Below are 16,526 nucleotides of genomic sequence, written 5' to 3'. Positions count from 1 at the left end.
TGTCCGCACCAAAGGGTGCACCCGCGCAGACGACCACCACCGGCCGAGAAGTTCCCGCACCGTCCCACACATCGAAAAAGACCGAAACCATACGGAAGCAAGGCCTTTCGTGACCGTTTTTGACCAGCGGAAATGCGGGGCTGGTTTCCGTGCGCCACCCAGGGCGGTGGAGCGGCTTTGGGGTGGCGCTGCTTTGGCGCGAGTGATCATGGCCCCGTAAGCTTCCGGCGCGTCGGGCAGGTAGTGGACCTGCCCGGTAAAGCACGACGTTGGGGCCATGATCTTCGAGGCTCGCGCCAAAGTGGCTCCGTAAAGCCGCGGAACCGACCGCCCCAGCCACGACGAACCCCTTCTCTGACGTCAGGCGGCTGATTGCTGTGCGCGCGGCACGGACGCCGGCCGGGCTGGAGCGGGGCGGAGACAGGAGCGCAGGCCCGGCCGGGGGCCGGGCCGCGCGCGGGGAGCGGAGCGAGCCGCACTTGAACCCGTAAAGAAAGTTGTAACTCAGTCTGTGGTGCGGGGCTTGAAGTCGTGGGCACAGGCTGGAAGTTCGATGTCCTGTCGGTGTGCAAGCGGCAAGAAGAACACTGGGCGGATGGTCCAGGTGATGCGGGTGCTGGCGTGGGTGATGGTCACCGTGCAGGGTTCGGAGCGCATCAGGGCTCTGCGGGTCTCGGCGCGCTCTTCGTACAGCCACGTCCACGCTTCGTCCGACGCGTCGGAGTCGAGCGCCGGTGAGATGGTGCGGAGAGCGATGGCTACCCAGCGGTCTGCCTGGGGCGCCGAGTAGGCGTCGAACGATGCCAGGCGCGCCGGCCCTCCCGTGCCGGTGACTTCCTCGGTCCAGCATTCGCACCAGTAGCCGCGGGTGGGCCCGTTCATGGGGTCGCTCCTGCCGGGTAGGCCAGCAGCACGTAGCGGGTGCTCTCGTCGTAGAGGGTGAGTTGGTAGCCCGTGCCGCTGGTCAGGTAGGCGAGGGCTCGTTCGTGTTCGGCCTCGTCCGTCAGCCAGTGCAGGCCCGGCTGTGCGTATGCGGCGTCGAGCTGGTCGGTGATGTGCTGCGTGCGCTCGCGTAACCAGCGCAGTGCCAGGCGTGGGCTCGTGGCGTCGTGTGATCCCAAGGGGATGGAACGGACCTCGTTCAACGGGTAGGCGGCGGCTCGGCACAGGTAGGGGAGGGGCCGTCTGCCTGTGCTCAGCGCTTGGGAGGGAGCGGATGTCAGCACGGGTGTCCTCCTGCCGGGCCGGCCTCGGTGAAGAGTTCCGCGGTGACCGTGTGACCGCCGTGGCTGCCGTGGACGACGACCCGGTGAGCGAGCGCGCTGACCATACCCAGGCCCCGGCCGTGCTCCGCCTCCTGGTCCTGGTGCTCGACCTTCGGTGCGGTGCCGGTGCCTCCGTCGTCCGTGACGGACAGGGCGATCACCTGCGAGGAGACCGCGAGCGCCAGGTGGAAGCTGCCGGATGTCTGGCCGCTGGCCGTGTGGAGGATCGCGTTCGCGCTCAGCTCGCTGACGATCAGCTCGGCGTCCTCGGCCAACGGCGAACCTCGCAGGATGTCGCGGGTCCAGCGGCGGGCCCTGCTGACCTCTTCCGGGAATCCTGGGCAACTGAGCCCCCAGACCCGGGCGCTACTCGTATACTCGTGCATACAAGTTCCTTCGTGCTGGTAGGCCGCCATGTGCAGCGGGTTCGGGCTAGACGAGTTTCACGCCGTCATGGGCGCGAACGGCCGGCGGGGACGCCGCGTCGAGTGCGTCAAGCACACGGATCGCGTACGCCTCGTCGGTGAGTTCTATGACCTCTTCGCGGGTGGCCCAGCGCAGGGCGCGGGTCTCGTCCCCGTGGTGGGAGTGCCGTCGGCCGCCTGGCAGCGGAAGACCAGGGAGACGATCAGGCCCGTCATGTTCTTGTAGACGCCGGTCAGGGTCGCGGGAAGCTCGATCTTGATGCCGGTCTCTTCGAGGACTTCGCGCTGGAGGGCTTCGGGGATGGTCTCCTCGCGTTCGAGGACTCCGCCCGGGGGCTCCCAGTGGCCATTGTCGCGGCGCTTGATCAGGAGGGCCCGGCCTTGGTCATCGACGATGACCCCGGCGACGCTCACGGAGTGCGGGCGTTCTGTGCTCACGTTCCTCGGCCCTCTCGGCTGACTAGGCTCTCCACCGTAGCAACAACACTCGCCCACTCGTCTAGATACCTAAAGGAGTACGCATGGCGTCTCTACCGAGCATTCTCGGCGGCCTCGACCCGACCAGTGATCGTGCGGTCTTCCGACAGATCGCCGACCAGCTGCGCGAGGCCATCGACCGTGGGCGATTCAAGGAGGGGGAGAAGCTGCCCTCCGAGGCCGAGCTGGTCGAGCACTACGGGGTCTCCCGGATGACGGTCCGGAACTCCTTCTCGATCCTCCAGGGCGAGGGCCTGGTGCACGCCGAACACGGCCGGGGCGTCTTCGTCCGGCCCCGGCCTCCGGTGCGCCGTCTCGCCTCCGACCGGTTCGCCCGGCGCCATCGCGAGCAGGGGAAGTCCGCGTTCATCGTGGAGGCCGACGCTGCCGGTAGTCACCCCACCGTGGACAGCCTGGAGGTGAAGGAGGAGAAGGCCGGCCAGGACATCTCCACCCGGCTCGGTTCCGTGCGGCGCGTGCTCGCCCGGCGTCGCCGGTACCTGCTCGACGGCCGGCCGGTCGAGTTCGCCACGTCGTACCTCCCGCTCGATATCGCCCGCGGTACGCAGATTGCCGAGCCCAACCCCGGCCCCGGCGGCATCTACGCCCGCCTCGAGGAGCTGGGCCATCAGCTCGACCACTTCGAGGAGGAGATCCGGGCCCGGATGCCCTCGCCGTCCGAGGTAAAGACGCTGCAACTGGCCTCCGGTGTGCCGGTGATCCACCTGATTCGTACCGCCTTTGACACTGCGGGGCGGGCCGTGGAGGTCTGCGACACGGTGATGGCAGCGGACGCGTACGTCCTCTCCTACCAGCTTCCGGCGACCTGATCGGCGGTACGCGAGGCCACTTCCCCGGACTCGTACACACTGACATGCATACTCGTATAGACGAGTGGGCAAGTTGTGTGGCAAGGTGATCCCGTTCCCGGCGTCGCCGGGTTCGAAAGATGCATCTTGTCTAGACGAGTAGATGGGAAGAACCTTGCGCACCATCCGTGTGGAGACCTCGGCCGCGACGATCCTGCTAACCGAGGCACCCGAGCCCAAGGTCCGCGACCGGCAGTCGGGCGAGATCGCGAAGGACGCCGTCAGCGGCGAGGCGCTGATGACCATCGGCGTCGTGTACATCGAGGAGGGGGAGTCGTCCCTGATCAAGGTGACCGTCCCTGAGAGCGGGGTGTCGGAAGGGCTCGCCCTCGGTGCCCCGGTCTCCCTGCCGGGCCTGATCGCCCGGCCGTGGGAGAGCGTGTTCAACGGCCAGCAGCGGCACGGCATCGCCTTCCGGGCCGCCGCCGTCACTCCGGCCGCCTTCCCGGCCGCCGTGGGGGCGTCGGCCTGATGACCGACCTGGCAACGCTTCTGGAGGTGGGTGGTCCCGTCGCCGCGCTCGGCGGTGGGGCCGCCTACGCCCGGGCGCGACACCCCGGCGTCTACTGGTCCACGGTCGGCTTACCCGCATCCACGGTCCGGCTGCTCGGCTCCTACGGCTCCGTCATGGAGGCGTGCGGGCTGACCGTGGCCCCCTCCCGGCTGCGGGTCCTGGCGGTCAAGGCCACCACCCGCCGTGAGGTCCGTCCCGTACCGCCGCGTCGGGGGATCATCCGGCCGACCACGACGGGGCTGCGGGTCCGCCTGCGGCTTGCCCCGGGGCAGGAACCCGCCGACGTGGCCGCCTCCGCCGAACGACTGCGGCATGCCTGGGGTGTCCACGCCGTCTACGTGACCACGGTCAAGCCGGGCGTGGTCGAACTGCGGCTCGTCGGCTTCGACGTGCTGCGGCGGGTGCGTATGCCGCGCAAGCTCCGCCCGGACCTGCTCCGGGTGCCGGTCGCGCTGCGCGAGGACGCCACTCCGTTCGTACGCGACTACCGCACCGTTCCGCATCAACTCACTCTTGGCGCCACGCTGTCCGGTAAGTCCATGTACCTGCGCCACCTCGTCGCCGGCCTCGCCCGTCAGCCCGTCGCCCTGGTCGGCATCGACTGCAAGCGGGGTGTGGAGCTGGGGCCCTTCGCTCCGCGCCTGTCGGCGCTCGCCACCGACCCGGAGCAGGCCGCCGAGCTGCTGCCCGTGCTCATCAAGGAAATGGAGGACCGGTACGACCTGATCAAGGCCCGGCAGGGCATCGCGCCGAACACGCCGGACGAGGAGATCACCTCCGACATCTGGGGTCTGCCCGAGGATGAACGCCCGGTGCCCGTCGTGTTGTTCGTCGACGAGGTGGCCGAACTCTTCCTCGTCGCCACGAGGAAGGACGAGGAACGCCGGGACGAGATGGTCACCCAGCTCATCCGGCTCGCCCAGCTCGGCCGGGCCGCCGGCATCTACCTGGAGGTCTGCGGTCAGCGCTTCGGTGCCGAGCTGGGTAAGGGCGCGACCATGCTGCGGGCCCAGTTGACCGGCCGCGTCTGCCACCGCGTCAACGACGAAGCCTCCGCCAAGATGGCACTCGGCGACATCGCCCCCGAGGCGGTCTCCGCCGCCTGCGCCATCGCCCCCGAACGGCCCGGCCTCGCCGTGGCCGGTGACACCTCCGGCGGCTGGTCTCGCATCCGCACGCCGTACCTCTCCCTCGGCGACGCCGCTGAGACCTGCCGCGAGTCGGCCCACCTGGTCCCCGACCTGCCCGCGCTCAAGCCCTTCCGGCCCGACGTCCCCGTACGGCCGCCTGCCGAGATGCCGGGCCCGGTCGTGCGGCCCCGACCGGTGACCGACTGATCCGCGTCCCCGCTCATCCCCGGTCGGCGTGACCGCCTCACGCCATGTCCCTACCCCTCCCATGCCCGAATCCGGAAGGAGCCGCCGCATGCGCGCCCACCTGGCCCGTGTCGACGCGGTGCTCGTCCAAGCGGTCATCGCCGCCGCGCTGTCCTTCGCCCACCTGCACGACGTCGCCTTGGCGGCCGGACAGGACGGGTGGAAGGCGTGGGCCTATCCCGTCTCGGTCGACCTGCTGCTCGTCGCCGCCTGGCGTCGGCTGCGGTCCGGCGAGGCGAAAGCGGCCGGGTGGTGCTGGTTCCTGATCGCCCTCGCCGCGTCCCTGGGTGCGAACGTCGCCACCGCCGGACTGCTCGACCTGGACCATGTGCCGGCCTGGCTCCGCATCCTCGTCGCGGGCTGGCCCGCGGTCGCCTTCCTCGGTGGAACCCTCCTCGTCCACTCGTCGCCGACCACGCACGACGAGACCAGTGACGCCGCGGGCCAGGAGGCGCCCGAGGACATCGAGGAACAGGAGGACGCGCCCGATCCCGCGCCGGAACCTCCGGAGCCTCTGGCGGTCGAGTCGGCACCGACCCCGGTTCCGGCCCCGCCGCCGGTCGCCGTCCCGGCCGCCCTGGTCGAGCACGCCCGCAAAGTCGCCGCCGAGCACCACGCCCGCACCGGAACGGCCATCGACACCCCGACCCTGCGCGCCCGCCTCGGCGTCCCGCCGCCCATGGCCGACGCCATCGCCGCCCAGCTCACCTGACCGACAAAGGAGAACCATGCCTCTCTGCTTCAACACGGCCGCCGACTACCTCGAAGCGGCCCGCGAGATGGCCGTAAGCGGTCGGTCGGCGCTCGCTCGGCTCCTCGCCGAAGAAGCTGCCGACCGCACGTCGGAGCCCGGGGAAGCCGCCCGGATCCTGCGTGAGTTCCCCGGCCCCAGCCTGCGACAGGAGAACTGACCGTGCCCGCACCGAAGCGTTTCCGCAACGTCAGCCGCATCGGCCCCGTCCAGGTCGGCACGTCCTACGACGGCCGCGGCCGGGAGAAGCACACCGCCGCCTGCACGGCTCCGCGCTGCGGCTTCTCCGCCGACTACGACAGCCGCTCCGCCGCCGAACTGGCCGCCCGTACCCACCGCTGCCCCGTCCGCTGAAAGGACCCGCACACCGTGACCGTCAGCCTGCCGCTCGTCGTCCTCCTCGGCTTTTTCGCCTGGGGAGCGGTCAAGTTCCTCGGCGTCCGCACATGGATCGTCGTCCTGATCGCCCTCTTCGGCTTCTGGCTCTCGGACACCTTCATGGCCCCCGCCATCGAGTCCGGCACGCGCTCCGGCGTAGACATCGTCAACGGCTCACATGACTAGACGAGTAGATAAGGAGAGCTTCGCCGTGTTCCTGCCCAAGTGCCCCGACAGCCCGACGCCGCCGCCCGCACACCCCCACACCATGGCCGACCAAATGCCCGCTCGGCGGCCGGTCCCTCAGATCTCCGTCAGCACCGGAGCGGTCGCGGCCGTCCTCGTCGGCGGCGTCGTGCTGACCGCGCTCCTGGCCGCCGTCGCCGTCACGGCCGTCTCCGTGGCCGTCGCCACCGTGGTCCTGCGCTCGCTGCTGCGCGACCAGCACCACCGCTGACGCACCGAACCCCCGGGGCGACCTCGATACCGCCAAGCATCCGCCGCCCCGGGGGCCGTCTCCCTCCAGCCGAACCAGAAGGAGAAAGCCATCATCACCCGCGCCACTCCGCCCCCGCTCCACGAACTCGGCGAACTGGCCGCCCTGGGCACCATGCCCGCACTCCTGCGCCAGCTCGCCGGCCTCGGCGGCTGCACGCACCCGATCCGCCTCGACGGCCACCGCACCGAGCACGCCGTCGACACCCGCACCGGCGAGATCGGCAACGTCCTCCACCACCTCGACTCCTCCAGCCTCCCGGCCGGTCACCTCCTGGTCCGCTGCAACAACCGCCGCACCACCCGCTGTGCGGCCTGCGCCGAGGTCTACCGCCGCGACACCTTCCACCTGATCACCAGCGGCCTGCGCGGCGGCAAGGGCGTCCCCGAACGCGTCGCCGCCCACCCGCGCGTCTTCGCCACCTTCACCGCACCGGGCTTCGGCCCGGTCCACAACCGCCCCACCGGCCCGGCCGGATCGGTCCGCCGCTGCCGCTGCGGTGCCCTCCACGACCCGGACGACCCCGCCCTCGGTACCCCGCTCGACCCGGACACCTACGACTACGAAGCGGCCGTGCTCTGGAACGCGCACGCCGGTCCACTGTGGCGGCGCTTCTCCATCTACCTGCGCCGGGAGGTCGCCAAGCGCGCCGGCCTCACCCAGCGGGCCTTCCGCGAGTACGCCCGGGTGTCCTTCGCCAAGGTCGCCGAATACCAGAAGCGCGGCGCCGTCCACTTCCACGCCGTCATCCGCCTCGACGGCCCCGAGGGCGGCGACACCCCGCCTCCCGCCTGGGCCACCGCCGAACTGCTCACCGATGCCATCCGGGCCGCCGCCACCGCCGCCCGCGTGGACGGCCCGGTCATCGACGGCCGCGCCCACACCTTCGCCTTCGGCCGCCAACTCGACGTCCGCACCATCCGCTCCGCCGACTTCGACGGCGGCCCGGAACTGACCGAACGGGCCGTCGCCGCGTACATCGCCAAGTACGCCACCAAGGGCGCCGAGATCGCCACGGGAGCTCTGGACCGGCCGCTGAGGTTCCTCGCCGAACTCGCCCAGCTCGACATCAGCGACCACGCCCGCCGGCTCATCCGCACCGCCTGGACCCTCGGCGCGCATAAGGACCTCGAACACCTCCGCCTGCGCGCCTGGGCCCACATGCTCGGCTTCTGCGGCCACTTCTCCACCAAGTCCCGCCGCTACTCCACCACCCTCGGCGCCCTCCGCGACGCCCGCGCCGAATGGCGCCGCGCACAAGCCCTGGTATCGGACGGGACCGACCCGGACACGACCCTCGTCCTCGCGCACTGGAGCTACGCCGGAACCGGCCTCACCGACGCCGAAGCCTGGCTCGCCGAAACCCTCGAACCCGCTCCCGGAACGGAAGGAGAACCTACCCGTGCATGACGATGAACTGCTCACCGTCGCCGAGGTGATGGCCCGTCTCAGGCTCGGCCGGTCCACGGTGTACGACCTGCTCCGTACGGGGCAGCTGGCCTCGGTCACCATCGGCCGATGCCGGCGCATCCCTGTTATCGCTTTGCGTGACTTCATTGCGGGACAGATGGAGAGTGCGGCCTGATGACCAAGCGTCGGAGCCGCGGTGACGGCGGCCTGCACTGGGACGAGAAGCGGCAACGGTGGATCGCCACGGCGAACCTCGGGTTCGATCCGAGCGGAAAGCGGATCGTGAAGCGGGGGAGTGGCAAGACCAAGACGGAGGCGAAGAACAAGCTCAAGGAGGTGTTGCGGGACCACGAGGACGGTCTCGCGATCGCGCCCACCAACTACACGGTCAAGGACGCCATGACGGACTGGCTCGCGTACGGCCTGGTGGGCATCGACCCCAGCACGGCCAAGACCTGCGCGATCCTGAGTCAGGCGCACGTCATCCCATCCCTCGGTGCTCGCAAGCTCCGTGATCTGAGCGCTGAGGACGTCGACCGCTGGCTGGCCGCCAAGGCGAAGACGCTCAGCACGCGCACCCTCCAGGCGATCCACTCGTGCCTCAACCGCGCGGTCAAGCGGGCCATGGCCCGGGACAAGGTGAAGCGCAACGTCGTCGAGCTGTGCTCGGTGCCCCAAGGCCAAGCCGGGCGCCCTTCCAAGGCGCTCACCTTCGCTCAGGCGGAGGCCGTGCTCAAGGGTGCCGAGGGGACCTCGATGTACGCGTACATCGTCGTCGCCCTGCTGACCGGTGCCCGTACCGAGGAGCTGCGGGCGCTCACCTGGGACCACGTCTTCCTCAAGGGCAAGCCGGACGCGAACCCGCCGCAGCCTCCGCACATCGCGGTGTGGCGCTCGGTCCGGCGGGGCGGGGACACCAAGACCCGAAAGTCCCGGCGCACGCTCGCTCTGCCTGCGCGCTGCGTCGATGCCCTCTGGCAGCAGTTCGAGGATCAGGGCTGGGATCGGCTGGCGGCCGGCGACAAGTGGGAGGAACACGGGCTCGTCTTCTCCTCGGCCGTGGGCAAGCCACTGGACGCGGCCAACGTCCGCCGCGCCTTCCGCCAGGCGCTCAAGGGCATCGAGGGAATCAATGCCGACGAGTGGACGCCCCGGGAGCTCCGGCACAGCTTCGTGTCCCTGCTGTCCGACCGCGGCGTCCCGCTGGAAGTGATCTCCCGGCTCGTCGGGCACTCCGGTACGGCCGTGACCGAGGAGGTCTACCGGAAGCAGATCCGGCCCGTGATCCAGACCGGCGCCGTGGTCATGGACGGGATCTTCGGAGCTGATCCGCAGCGGCCGTAGACACGCGGGAGCCGGTAGTCACTCAGATAGACACGCAGACGAAACAGGTGAGGCACCTACGAAAATTCGTAGGTGCCTCACCTGGTGTTTCTCTGTCGGGGTGGCGGGATTTGAACCCACGACCTCTTCGTCCCGAACGAAGCGCGCTGCCAAGCTGCGCTACACCCCGATGTCGCGCGCGTTGCGGCGACATCGATTACTTTAGCGGACGCGCGCCCGGAGGCGAAATCCGGTTTCGCGGCCTCGCGGGCCGGGGCGGATCCGGCCGAGGCCGGTGATCACCGGGTCCGGGGTGGGGCCGCTCCTTCAGGGACGCGCCACGAGCGTCAGCAGGGTCGCCTCCGGCGGGCACGCGAAGCGGACCGGGGTGTAGCGGTTGGTGCCGCAGCCCGCCGAGACGTGGAGGTAGGAACGCCGGCCCTCGGCGGAGTGCGTCGAGAGGCCCTTCGCCCGGTCCGTGTCGATGTCGCAGTTGGTGACCAGTGCCCCGTAGAAGGGAATGCACAGCTGGCCGCCGTGCGTGTGGCCGGCCAGGATCAGCGGGTAGCCGTCGCCGGTGAAGGCGTCGAGCGAGCGCAGGTACGGGGCGTGGACCACGCCGATGGAGAGGTCGGCCGAGCGGTCCGGGCCGCCGGCGACCTCGGTGTACCTGTCCCGCTTGATGTGCGGGTCGTCGACGCCGGTGAAGGCGACCTCCATGCCGTCGAGCCCGCCGAGCTTGAGCCGGCCCCGGGTGTTGGTGAGGTTCACCCAGCCCGCCGCGTCGAAGCCGTCGCGCAGCCGCTCCCACGGGTTGTGCACGACGCCGACGGCAGGTGCGTTGCCGTTCAGGCCGTGCTTGCCCTGGGCCTTCTCGATGAGGTAGCGCGCGGGGTTGCGGAGCTTGGGGCCGTAGTAGTCGTTGGAGCCGAAGACGTAGACCCCCGGGAACTCCATCAGCGGGCCGAGCGCGTCCAGCACCTCCGGCACACCCTCCGGGTCGGAGAGGTTGTCGCCCGTGTTGACGACGAAGTCGGGGCGCAGGCCGGCCAGCGACTGGAGCCAGCGCTGCTTCTTGCGCTGCCCGCTCACCATGTGGATGTCCGAGACCTGGAGCACGCGCAGGGGCCGGGCCCCCGGCGGAAGCACGGGCACGGTCACCCGGCGGAGCCGGAACGAGCGGGCCTCGAACCCGGCGGCGTAGGCGAGGCCGGCCGCGCCAACAGCCGTGATTCCTGCGGTGACTTTCAGGGGTATCCCGTAACGTGCGCGCATGTGCCCATCGTCGCAGACGGTTCCGGCGCACGAAATCGGTGGGCGTCAGTCGGTGCGTACCTGCCACACTTGCCCCATGACCACGCTCAAGTCCAGGCTTCAGGAAGACCTCACCGCCGCCATCAGGGCGCGCGACGAGCTGACCTCGTCCACGCTCCGGCTGACCCTCACCGCGATCACCAAGGAGGAGGTCGGCGGCAAGGCGGCGCGCGAGCTCTCCGACGACGAGGTGCAGAAGGTGATCGCCAAGGAGGCGAAGAAGCGCCGCGAGGCGGCCGAGGCCTTCACCCAGGGCGGCCGGGCCGAGTCGGCCGAGCGGGAGCTGGCGGAGGGCAGGATCCTCGACGCGTACCTGCCGCAGCAGCTGAGCGACGACGAGCTGAACGCCATCGTCGGGCAGGCGGTCGAAGAGGCGAAGGCCACGGGCGCCGAGGGGCCGCGCGCGATGGGCGCGGTCATGAAGATCGTGAACCCGAAGGTGGCGGGCCGCGCCGAGGGCGGCCGGGTCGCGGCCGCGGTCAAGAAGCTCCTGGCGGGCTGAGCACGCCCTACGCGTACACGGACGTACGGGCGCGGTACGGCGCGCAGTACGGCGGAAGGGGCGCCCGGTGGTCTCCACCGGGCGCCCCTTCCGCCGTACCCGTACACGATGCCGCTGTGTCTACGGCCCGTTCCCGCCCCGGCCGCCGCCGTTGCCGCGGCCCCGGTCACTGTCGCCGTCGTCGCCACCGGGCCTGCTGTCACTGGGCTTGTTGTCGTCGCCCTCGTCCCGGTCGCCCTCGTCCTTCTTCTCCTTCTCGGGCTTCGGGATGTGGACGGTGTTGAAGTCGGGCGCGGGCTCGCCGTCCAGCGCGCCGCTCATCGCGTCCTTCCAGATCGGGCCCGGAACCTGGCCGCCGTAGACCTTGGGGTGGTAGACGCCGCCGATGGTGATGTTCTCCATCGAGACCTGCTCGGCGCCGGCCGCGCCGACCCAGACCGCACCGGACAGGTTCGGCGTGTAGCCGACGAACCAGGCGTTGTGGCGGCTGTCCGTCGTACCCGTCTTGCCGGCGTTGTCGCGGCTGGTGAGCCCGGCCTCCCGGCCGGTGCCGGAGTCGACCACACCCATGAGCAGGGTGTTGATGGTGTCGGCGGTCCTCTCGGACATCGCCCGCGAGCAGGACGACTTGGGCACCGGCAGGCTCTTGCCCTGCGCGGTCGTGACCGACTCGATGAAGACCGGCGTGCAGTACGTGCCGCGGTTGGCGAAGGTCGCGTACGCGTTCGCCATCGTCAGCGGGGACATGCCCTCCGTACCCAGCGAGATCGCGGGTACTTCCTTCAGCTTCTGTCCGTCGGCCGTGACGACGCCGAGCTTGTCGGCCATCCTCGTCACCGGGCAGATGCCGATGTCCTCGATCATCTGGATGAAGTAGGTGTTGACCGAGAGGGCCATCGCCTCCTGCAGCGGGTACGGGCCGACCTCGGACTCGGACTCGTTCGGCACCCGCTCGCCGTTGACGTTGACCCAGGGCCTGCCGCTGCAGGTCTGCACCGTCGGGTAGTCCATCTCGAACGGCGACGAGTAGATCTTCGTCGCCGGGATGCCCTGCTCGATGGCCGCGGCCGCCACGAACGGCTTGAAGGTCGAGCCGGTCGGGAAGCCGTAGGTCGATCCGCCCATCTCCTTGTCGGCGGAGAAGTTGATCGTCGTCTCGTTGTTCCCGAAGCCGTACGGCCTGGACTGGCCCATGCCGAGGACCTTGCCGCTGCCGGGCTCGACCAGCGTGACGGCCGTCGCGACCTTGTCGGACTGGTAGACGTGGTTCCTGATCGACGCCTGCACCGACTCCTGTGCCTTCGGGTCCAGCGTCGTGCGGATCTTCAGGCCGCCCTTGTTCCAGACCTTGAGCCGCTCCTCCTTGGTCTTCCCGAAGACCGGGTCGGACAGGAAGACCTCGCGCACGTAGTCGCAGAAGAAGCCCGCGCCGCTGACGGCGGTGATGCAGCCGTTCTTGGGCCTGCTGACGTTCAGCTCGATCGGGGTGGCCTTCGCCCGGTCGGCCTCGGCCTGCGGGACGGCGTGGACGTCGGCCATGCGCTGGAGCACGGTGTTGCGCCGCTTGGTCGCCTCTTCGGAGTCGTTGACCGGGTCGTAGCGGGACGGCGACTGCACGATGCCGGCCAGCAGCGCGGCCTCCTCCAGCTTGAGGTCCTTGGCGGACTTGCTGAAGTAGCGCTTGGACGCGGACTCGACGCCGTACGCCTGCTGTCCGAAGAAGGTGATGTTGAGGTAGTTCTCGAGGATCTTGTTCTTGCCCAGCTCCTCCTCGACCTGGATCGCGTACTTGAGCTCGCGGACCTTGCGGCCCAGTGTCTGCTGGGTGGCCTGGGCGACCTTGGTGCGGTCGTCACCGGCCTCCTCGACGAAGACGTTCTTGACGTACTGCTGGGTGAGGGTCGACGCGCCCTCCGAGACGCCGCCCGACTGGGCGTTGCGGTTGGCCGCGCGCAGCACGCCCTTGAGGTCGATCGCCCCGTGCTCGTAGAAGCGCGCGTCCTCGATCGCGATGATCGCCTTCTGCATGTACGGGGAGATGTCCTTCAGGTCCACGACGGTGCGGTCACGCGAGTAGACCGTGGCGATGGGACCGCCCTGCGCGTCGAGGATGGTGGTGCGCTGGCTCAGCGGCGGCGTCTTGAGGTTCGCGGGGATCTCGTCGAACCCCTCGACCGTCCCCTTGGCCGCGAGACCCAGCGCTCCGGCCGCCGGCAGCGCGATGCCCGCCAGCACAACTCCGGAGAGCGCGGCGACACCGATGAATTTGGCGGCCTGCTGGATCCCGGTGAGACCCCCGCCCGAGCGCTTTTTTGGCATGGGGGCAGCCTACGTTCTCATTCGCCGGACACGCGTACAGGCCTTGGCCTAAGCTGCTCCCAACTGTCACAGCAGTGCGGTTTCGCATCAAGCCCCCCGACATCGCCGGTGTCACATCCCGTCAGTTCCGGAATGGGGCATGCGCATGTCTGATTCCGCCTCATGCGTCACTTGATTCCCGTTGTGACTTGGTCGAACCGCCCCGCTTCGCCGGGTTGGTCATGTATGCCCTCGCATCACTCCGTCGGGTGATCTGTCGCTTACGCATAGTCCGTTCGGGTCATTCAAGATTGGGCCCGAAGGGGGTGTTGTGCTGTGCCCACCTTCCGTAACGTCCTCAACTGGCAGCGGTGAATATGCCGCTGTCGCCGTGGGGGAGCCTCGATTCGGGAGAGGACGGCGCCGGTATGGGCTGGGTAACCGACTGGAGTGCGCAGGCAGCCTGCCGCACTACCGATCCGGATGAACTGTTCGTACAAGGAGCAGCACAGAACAGGGCCAAGGCGGTGTGCACCGGATGTCCGGTGCGGACCGAGTGCCTGGCCGACGCGCTGGACAACCGCGTCGAGTTCGGCGTGTGGGGCGGCATGACGGAACGGGAGCGGCGCGCACTTCTGCGCAGGCGCCCCACCGTCACTTCCTGGCGCCGGCTCCTTGAGACCGCCCGCACTGAGTACGAGCGCAGCACGGGCATTCTGGCCGAGGACGACGAAACCGGGGCGTACATCGAGTACGCGGCTGTGGGTTAGTCCGGACGGACGGACCCACCAGGCTCGACGGCCTTACCGGCGGCGAGCCGGTCAGCGATGGCCCGGAGTCCCGCCAGGTCGTGTACGTCACCCGGGAGGGCGGCCACTTCGGTCACCGCCACCTCGGGGTGGAGTGCGGTGAAGCGGTCGCGCGTGCGCTGTTCACGCGCGAGGACCTGCATGCGCTCGGCATGCAGGCGCAGCAGACCCGCCGTCAACTGCTCCACGGTGTGGGTGTCGCCGCGGCCGTGGCCCTGGTGGTCCGGCGAGATTTCGGCGTGGGTTTCGTCATCGACTTCCGCATCGGGAGAGATGGCCGAGGAGTCACGAACACCAGCCTTCCCGGCCTCCTGATCCACAATGCGGCCCTCGTCAAGATTTTCTGCGGCGGCGAGCGCCCGCTCGGCCGAGAGCCGGGAAGCGCCGCTGCCGTGAACCCGGTTGAGTACGAGTCCGGCGAACGGCATCTCCTCCGCCGCCAGCCGCTCGACGAAGTACGCGGCCTCGCGCAGGGCGTCCCGCTCCGGTACGGCGACCACCAGGAACGCCGTACCGGGCGCCTGGAGCAGCCGGTACGTCGCGTCCGCACGCGTGCGGAAGCCGCCGAACATGGTGTCCATGGCGGCCACGAAGGTCTGTACGTCGCTCAGCAGCTGGCCGCCCATCAGCTTGCTGAGGGTGCCCGTCATCATCGACATGCCGATGTTGAGGAACTTCATCCCGGCCCGGCCGCCCACCTTCGCGGGCGCCATCAGCACCCGGATGAACTTGCCGTCCAGGAACGACCCGAGCCGCTTCGGCGCGTCGAGGAAGTCGAGGGCGGACCGGCTCGGCGGGGTGTCGACGACGATCAGGTCCCACTCGTCGCGCGCCCGCAGCTGGCCCAGCTTCTCCATCGCCATGTACTCCTGCGTGCCGGCGAAACCGGCCGACAGGGACTGGTAGAAGGGGTTCTCCAGGATCGCGCGGGCCCGCTCGGCGTCCGCGTGCGCCTCGACGATCTCGTCGAAGGTCCGCTTCATGTCGAGCATCATCGCGGAGAGCTCGCCGCCGGCCGACTCGTCTATGCCCTTCACCCGGCGCGGGGTGTTGTCCAGGGCGTCGATGCCCATGGACTGGGCGAGCCTGCGGGCCGGGTCGATGGTGAGGACGACGACCTTCCGGCCGCGTTCGGCCGCCCGTACCCCCAGGGCCGCCGCGGTCGTCGTCTTGCCGACGCCGCCCGAGCCGCAGCACACGATGATGCGGGTGGCCGGGTCGTCGAGCAGCGGGTCGATGTCCAGCGCGGGCGCCGTGTCCATCGCGTCCGTCGTGTCCCTCGTATCCGTCACGTTCGCGGTCATGCAGTTCCCCCAAGGGCGGTACGGGTCCGCAGTTCCTTCGCCAGCCGGTAGAGCCCGGCGAGGTCCATGCCCTCGCCGAGCAGCGGCAGTTCGTACGCCGTCAGGTCCAGCCGGGCCAGTACGGCGCGCTGCTCGCGCTCCAGCTCGACGCGTTGCGCGTGCTCCGCGGCCTGTTCGAGGAGCGGGTCGACGAGGCGCTCGGCGAGACCGCCGCGGCGCGCGCCGCCCAGTCCGGCCTGGGAGAGCGCCTTGGCGACATCGGAGCGCCGCTCACCGGACGCGGTGCGCAGCGCGTCCTCGTCGAGGTGGTGGGGCCGGACCATGTTCACGATGACGTTGCCGACGGGCAGCTCGGCGGCGCGCAGTTCGGCGATGCCGTCGGCGGTCTCCTGGACCGGCATCTCCTCGAGCAGCGTCACCAGGTGGACCGCGGTCTCCGGCGACTTGAGCACGCGCATGACGGCTTGGGCCTGGTTGTGTATCGGGCCGAACTTGGCCAGCCCCGCCACCTCGTCGTTCACGTTGAGGAAGCGCGTGATGCGGCCGGTGGGCGGCGCGTCCATCACGACGTAGTCGTACGCGTAACGGTTCTGCTTGTCCCGGCGGCGGACCGCCTCGCACGCCTTGCCGGTCAGCAGCACGTCTCTGAGACCCGGCGCGATGGTGGTCGCGAAGTCGATCGCGCCGAGCTTCTTGAGCGCCCGGCCGGCTCCTCCGAGTTTGTAGAACATCTGGAGGTAGTCGAGAAGCGCGCGTTCGGCGTCTATCGCGAGGGCGTACACCTCCCCGCCGCCCGGTGCGACAGCGATCTTTCGCTCCTCGTACGGAAGCGCTTCCGTCTCGAAGAGCTGCGCGATCCCCTGCCTGCCCTCGACCTCCACGAGGAGGGCGCGTTTGCCCTCCGTCGCGAGGGCGAGCGCGAGTGCCGCGGCCACCGTGGTCTTTCCGGTACCGCCTTTGCCGCTGACGACCTGGAGCCTGCTCACGTCCTGGAGCCTAACCAGTCGGGACCCGG

Annotated in this window: 20 protein-coding genes, 1 tRNA gene and 1 pseudogene; 13 read left to right on the top strand and 9 right to left on the bottom strand. The window is 69.7% G+C overall.

Annotated elements, in window-relative coordinates:
- Positions 1 to 504: 504 nt before the first annotated feature.
- The 4 genes and pseudogenes from BN1555_RS14990 to BN1555_RS14975 all read right to left on the bottom strand — a co-directional run bounded on the left by BN1555_RS14990 (position 505) and on the right by BN1555_RS14975 (position 2,104).
- Positions 505 to 882 (bottom strand): hypothetical protein, encoded by a 378-nt coding sequence (locus BN1555_RS14990; RefSeq protein ID WP_093799849.1) that lies wholly within the window; start codon positions 880 to 882, stop codon positions 505 to 507.
- Complete coding sequence (locus BN1555_RS14985; RefSeq protein ID WP_093799848.1) at positions 879 to 1,226, bottom strand: hypothetical protein; 348 nt, start codon at positions 1,224 to 1,226, stop codon at positions 879 to 881. The genes BN1555_RS14990 and BN1555_RS14985 overlap by 4 nt, the downstream gene beginning before the upstream one ends.
- Positions 1,220 to 1,651, bottom strand: coding sequence for an ATP-binding protein (locus tag BN1555_RS14980; RefSeq protein WP_093799847.1), 432 nt, complete (start codon positions 1,649 to 1,651; stop codon positions 1,220 to 1,222). Before BN1555_RS14980 ends, BN1555_RS14985 begins: the two co-directional genes overlap by 7 nt.
- A 46-nt stretch (positions 1,652 to 1,697) precedes the next feature.
- A pseudogene (locus BN1555_RS14975) lies at positions 1,698 to 2,104 on the bottom strand (NUDIX hydrolase).
- A 107-nt stretch (positions 2,105 to 2,211) separates the two neighbouring features.
- On the opposite strand from BN1555_RS14975, the gene BN1555_RS14970 reads away from it, so the two are divergent.
- The 11 genes from BN1555_RS14970 (at position 2,212) to BN1555_RS14920 (ending at position 9,305) form a co-directional block, all read left to right on the top strand.
- On the top strand, positions 2,212 to 2,997 hold the full coding sequence (locus BN1555_RS14970; RefSeq protein ID WP_081236041.1) for a GntR family transcriptional regulator: 786 nt from the start codon (positions 2,212 to 2,214) through the stop codon (positions 2,995 to 2,997).
- A gap of 154 nt (positions 2,998 to 3,151) precedes the next feature.
- Entirely contained in the window at positions 3,152 to 3,508 is a 357-nt protein-coding gene (locus BN1555_RS14965) for an SCO3933 family regulatory protein (RefSeq protein WP_093799846.1), read from the top strand.
- Entirely contained in the window at positions 3,508 to 4,887 is a 1,380-nt protein-coding gene (locus BN1555_RS14960) for an FtsK/SpoIIIE domain-containing protein (protein WP_093799845.1), read from the top strand. The genes BN1555_RS14965 and BN1555_RS14960 overlap by 1 nt, the downstream gene beginning before the upstream one ends.
- Before the next feature lie 88 nt (positions 4,888 to 4,975).
- On the top strand, positions 4,976 to 5,638 hold the full coding sequence (locus tag BN1555_RS14955; RefSeq protein ID WP_093799844.1) for a DUF2637 domain-containing protein: 663 nt from the start codon (positions 4,976 to 4,978) through the stop codon (positions 5,636 to 5,638).
- Between the two features lie 16 nt (positions 5,639 to 5,654).
- Positions 5,655 to 5,837, top strand: coding sequence for a hypothetical protein (locus BN1555_RS14950; RefSeq protein WP_093799843.1), 183 nt, complete (start codon positions 5,655 to 5,657; stop codon positions 5,835 to 5,837).
- Between the two features lie 2 nt (positions 5,838 to 5,839).
- Positions 5,840 to 6,031, top strand: a complete 192-nt coding sequence (locus BN1555_RS14945; protein WP_093799842.1) for a mobile element transfer protein — start codon at positions 5,840 to 5,842, stop codon at positions 6,029 to 6,031.
- 15 nt (positions 6,032 to 6,046) lie between these two features.
- On the top strand, positions 6,047 to 6,241 hold the full coding sequence (locus tag BN1555_RS14940; RefSeq protein WP_055690856.1) for a hypothetical protein: 195 nt from the start codon (positions 6,047 to 6,049) through the stop codon (positions 6,239 to 6,241).
- A 25-nt stretch (positions 6,242 to 6,266) separates the two neighbouring features.
- Entirely contained in the window at positions 6,267 to 6,512 is a 246-nt protein-coding gene (locus BN1555_RS14935; protein ID WP_093799841.1) for a SpdD protein, read from the top strand.
- 153 nt (positions 6,513 to 6,665) lie between these two features.
- Positions 6,666 to 7,961, top strand: a complete 1,296-nt coding sequence (locus BN1555_RS14930; RefSeq protein ID WP_093799840.1) for a replication initiator — start codon at positions 6,666 to 6,668, stop codon at positions 7,959 to 7,961.
- Positions 7,954 to 8,136, top strand: coding sequence for a helix-turn-helix domain-containing protein (locus BN1555_RS14925; protein WP_093799839.1), 183 nt, complete (start codon positions 7,954 to 7,956; stop codon positions 8,134 to 8,136). Before BN1555_RS14930 ends, BN1555_RS14925 begins: the two co-directional genes overlap by 8 nt.
- Positions 8,136 to 9,305, top strand: a complete 1,170-nt coding sequence (locus BN1555_RS14920; protein ID WP_093799838.1) for a tyrosine-type recombinase/integrase — start codon at positions 8,136 to 8,138, stop codon at positions 9,303 to 9,305. The genes BN1555_RS14925 and BN1555_RS14920 overlap by 1 nt, the downstream gene beginning before the upstream one ends.
- Positions 9,306 to 9,400: 95 nt before the next feature.
- Here the strand turns inward: BN1555_RS14920 and BN1555_RS14915 are convergent.
- Together BN1555_RS14915 and BN1555_RS14910 are read right to left on the bottom strand one after the other, a co-directional pair.
- Positions 9,401 to 9,474: transfer RNA gene (locus BN1555_RS14915), tRNA-Pro, on the bottom strand.
- A 137-nt stretch (positions 9,475 to 9,611) separates the two neighbouring features.
- Positions 9,612 to 10,559 carry a metallophosphoesterase gene (locus tag BN1555_RS14910; protein ID WP_093799837.1) on the bottom strand — a complete coding sequence of 316 codons (948 nt, stop codon included), beginning with the start codon at positions 10,557 to 10,559 and terminating at the stop codon, positions 9,612 to 9,614.
- A 76-nt stretch (positions 10,560 to 10,635) separates the two neighbouring features.
- Between BN1555_RS14910 and BN1555_RS14905 the strand changes: the two genes are divergently transcribed.
- A complete protein-coding gene (locus tag BN1555_RS14905) occupies positions 10,636 to 11,100 on the top strand; it encodes a GatB/YqeY domain-containing protein (protein WP_093799836.1) in 465 nt (154 codons plus the stop codon).
- Positions 11,101 to 11,220: 120 nt separating this feature from the next.
- Here BN1555_RS14905 and BN1555_RS14900 read toward each other — a convergent pair whose 3' ends face one another.
- Positions 11,221 to 13,419: a transglycosylase domain-containing protein gene (locus tag BN1555_RS14900; protein WP_093799835.1), complete on the bottom strand. Its 2,199-nt coding sequence runs from the start codon at positions 13,417 to 13,419 to the stop codon at positions 11,221 to 11,223.
- Between the two features lie 407 nt (positions 13,420 to 13,826).
- Between BN1555_RS14900 and BN1555_RS14890 the strand changes: the two genes are divergently transcribed.
- Complete coding sequence (locus tag BN1555_RS14890) at positions 13,827 to 14,168, top strand: WhiB family transcriptional regulator (RefSeq protein ID WP_176710042.1); 342 nt, start codon at positions 13,827 to 13,829, stop codon at positions 14,166 to 14,168.
- Here BN1555_RS14890 and BN1555_RS14885 read toward each other — a convergent pair.
- Positions 14,165 to 15,511: an ATPase BagB gene (locus BN1555_RS14885; RefSeq protein ID WP_176710041.1), complete on the bottom strand. Its 1,347-nt coding sequence runs from the start codon at positions 15,509 to 15,511 to the stop codon at positions 14,165 to 14,167. The two genes, BN1555_RS14890 and BN1555_RS14885, sit on opposite strands and share 4 nt — an antisense overlap.
- On the bottom strand, positions 15,508 to 16,497 hold the full coding sequence (locus tag BN1555_RS14880; RefSeq protein WP_093799832.1) for an ATPase BagA: 990 nt from the start codon (positions 16,495 to 16,497) through the stop codon (positions 15,508 to 15,510). The genes BN1555_RS14885 and BN1555_RS14880 overlap by 4 nt, the downstream gene beginning before the upstream one ends.
- Positions 16,498 to 16,526 lie beyond the last annotated feature (29 nt).

It is taken from the genome of Streptomyces sp. Wb2n-11 (assembly GCF_001049855.1).
Lineage (GTDB): Bacteria > Actinomycetota > Actinomycetes > Streptomycetales > Streptomycetaceae > Streptomyces > Streptomyces altiplanensis.
The sequence above is the reverse complement of the archived record's forward strand: the minus strand, read 5'-3'. Positions and strand labels throughout refer to the sequence as shown.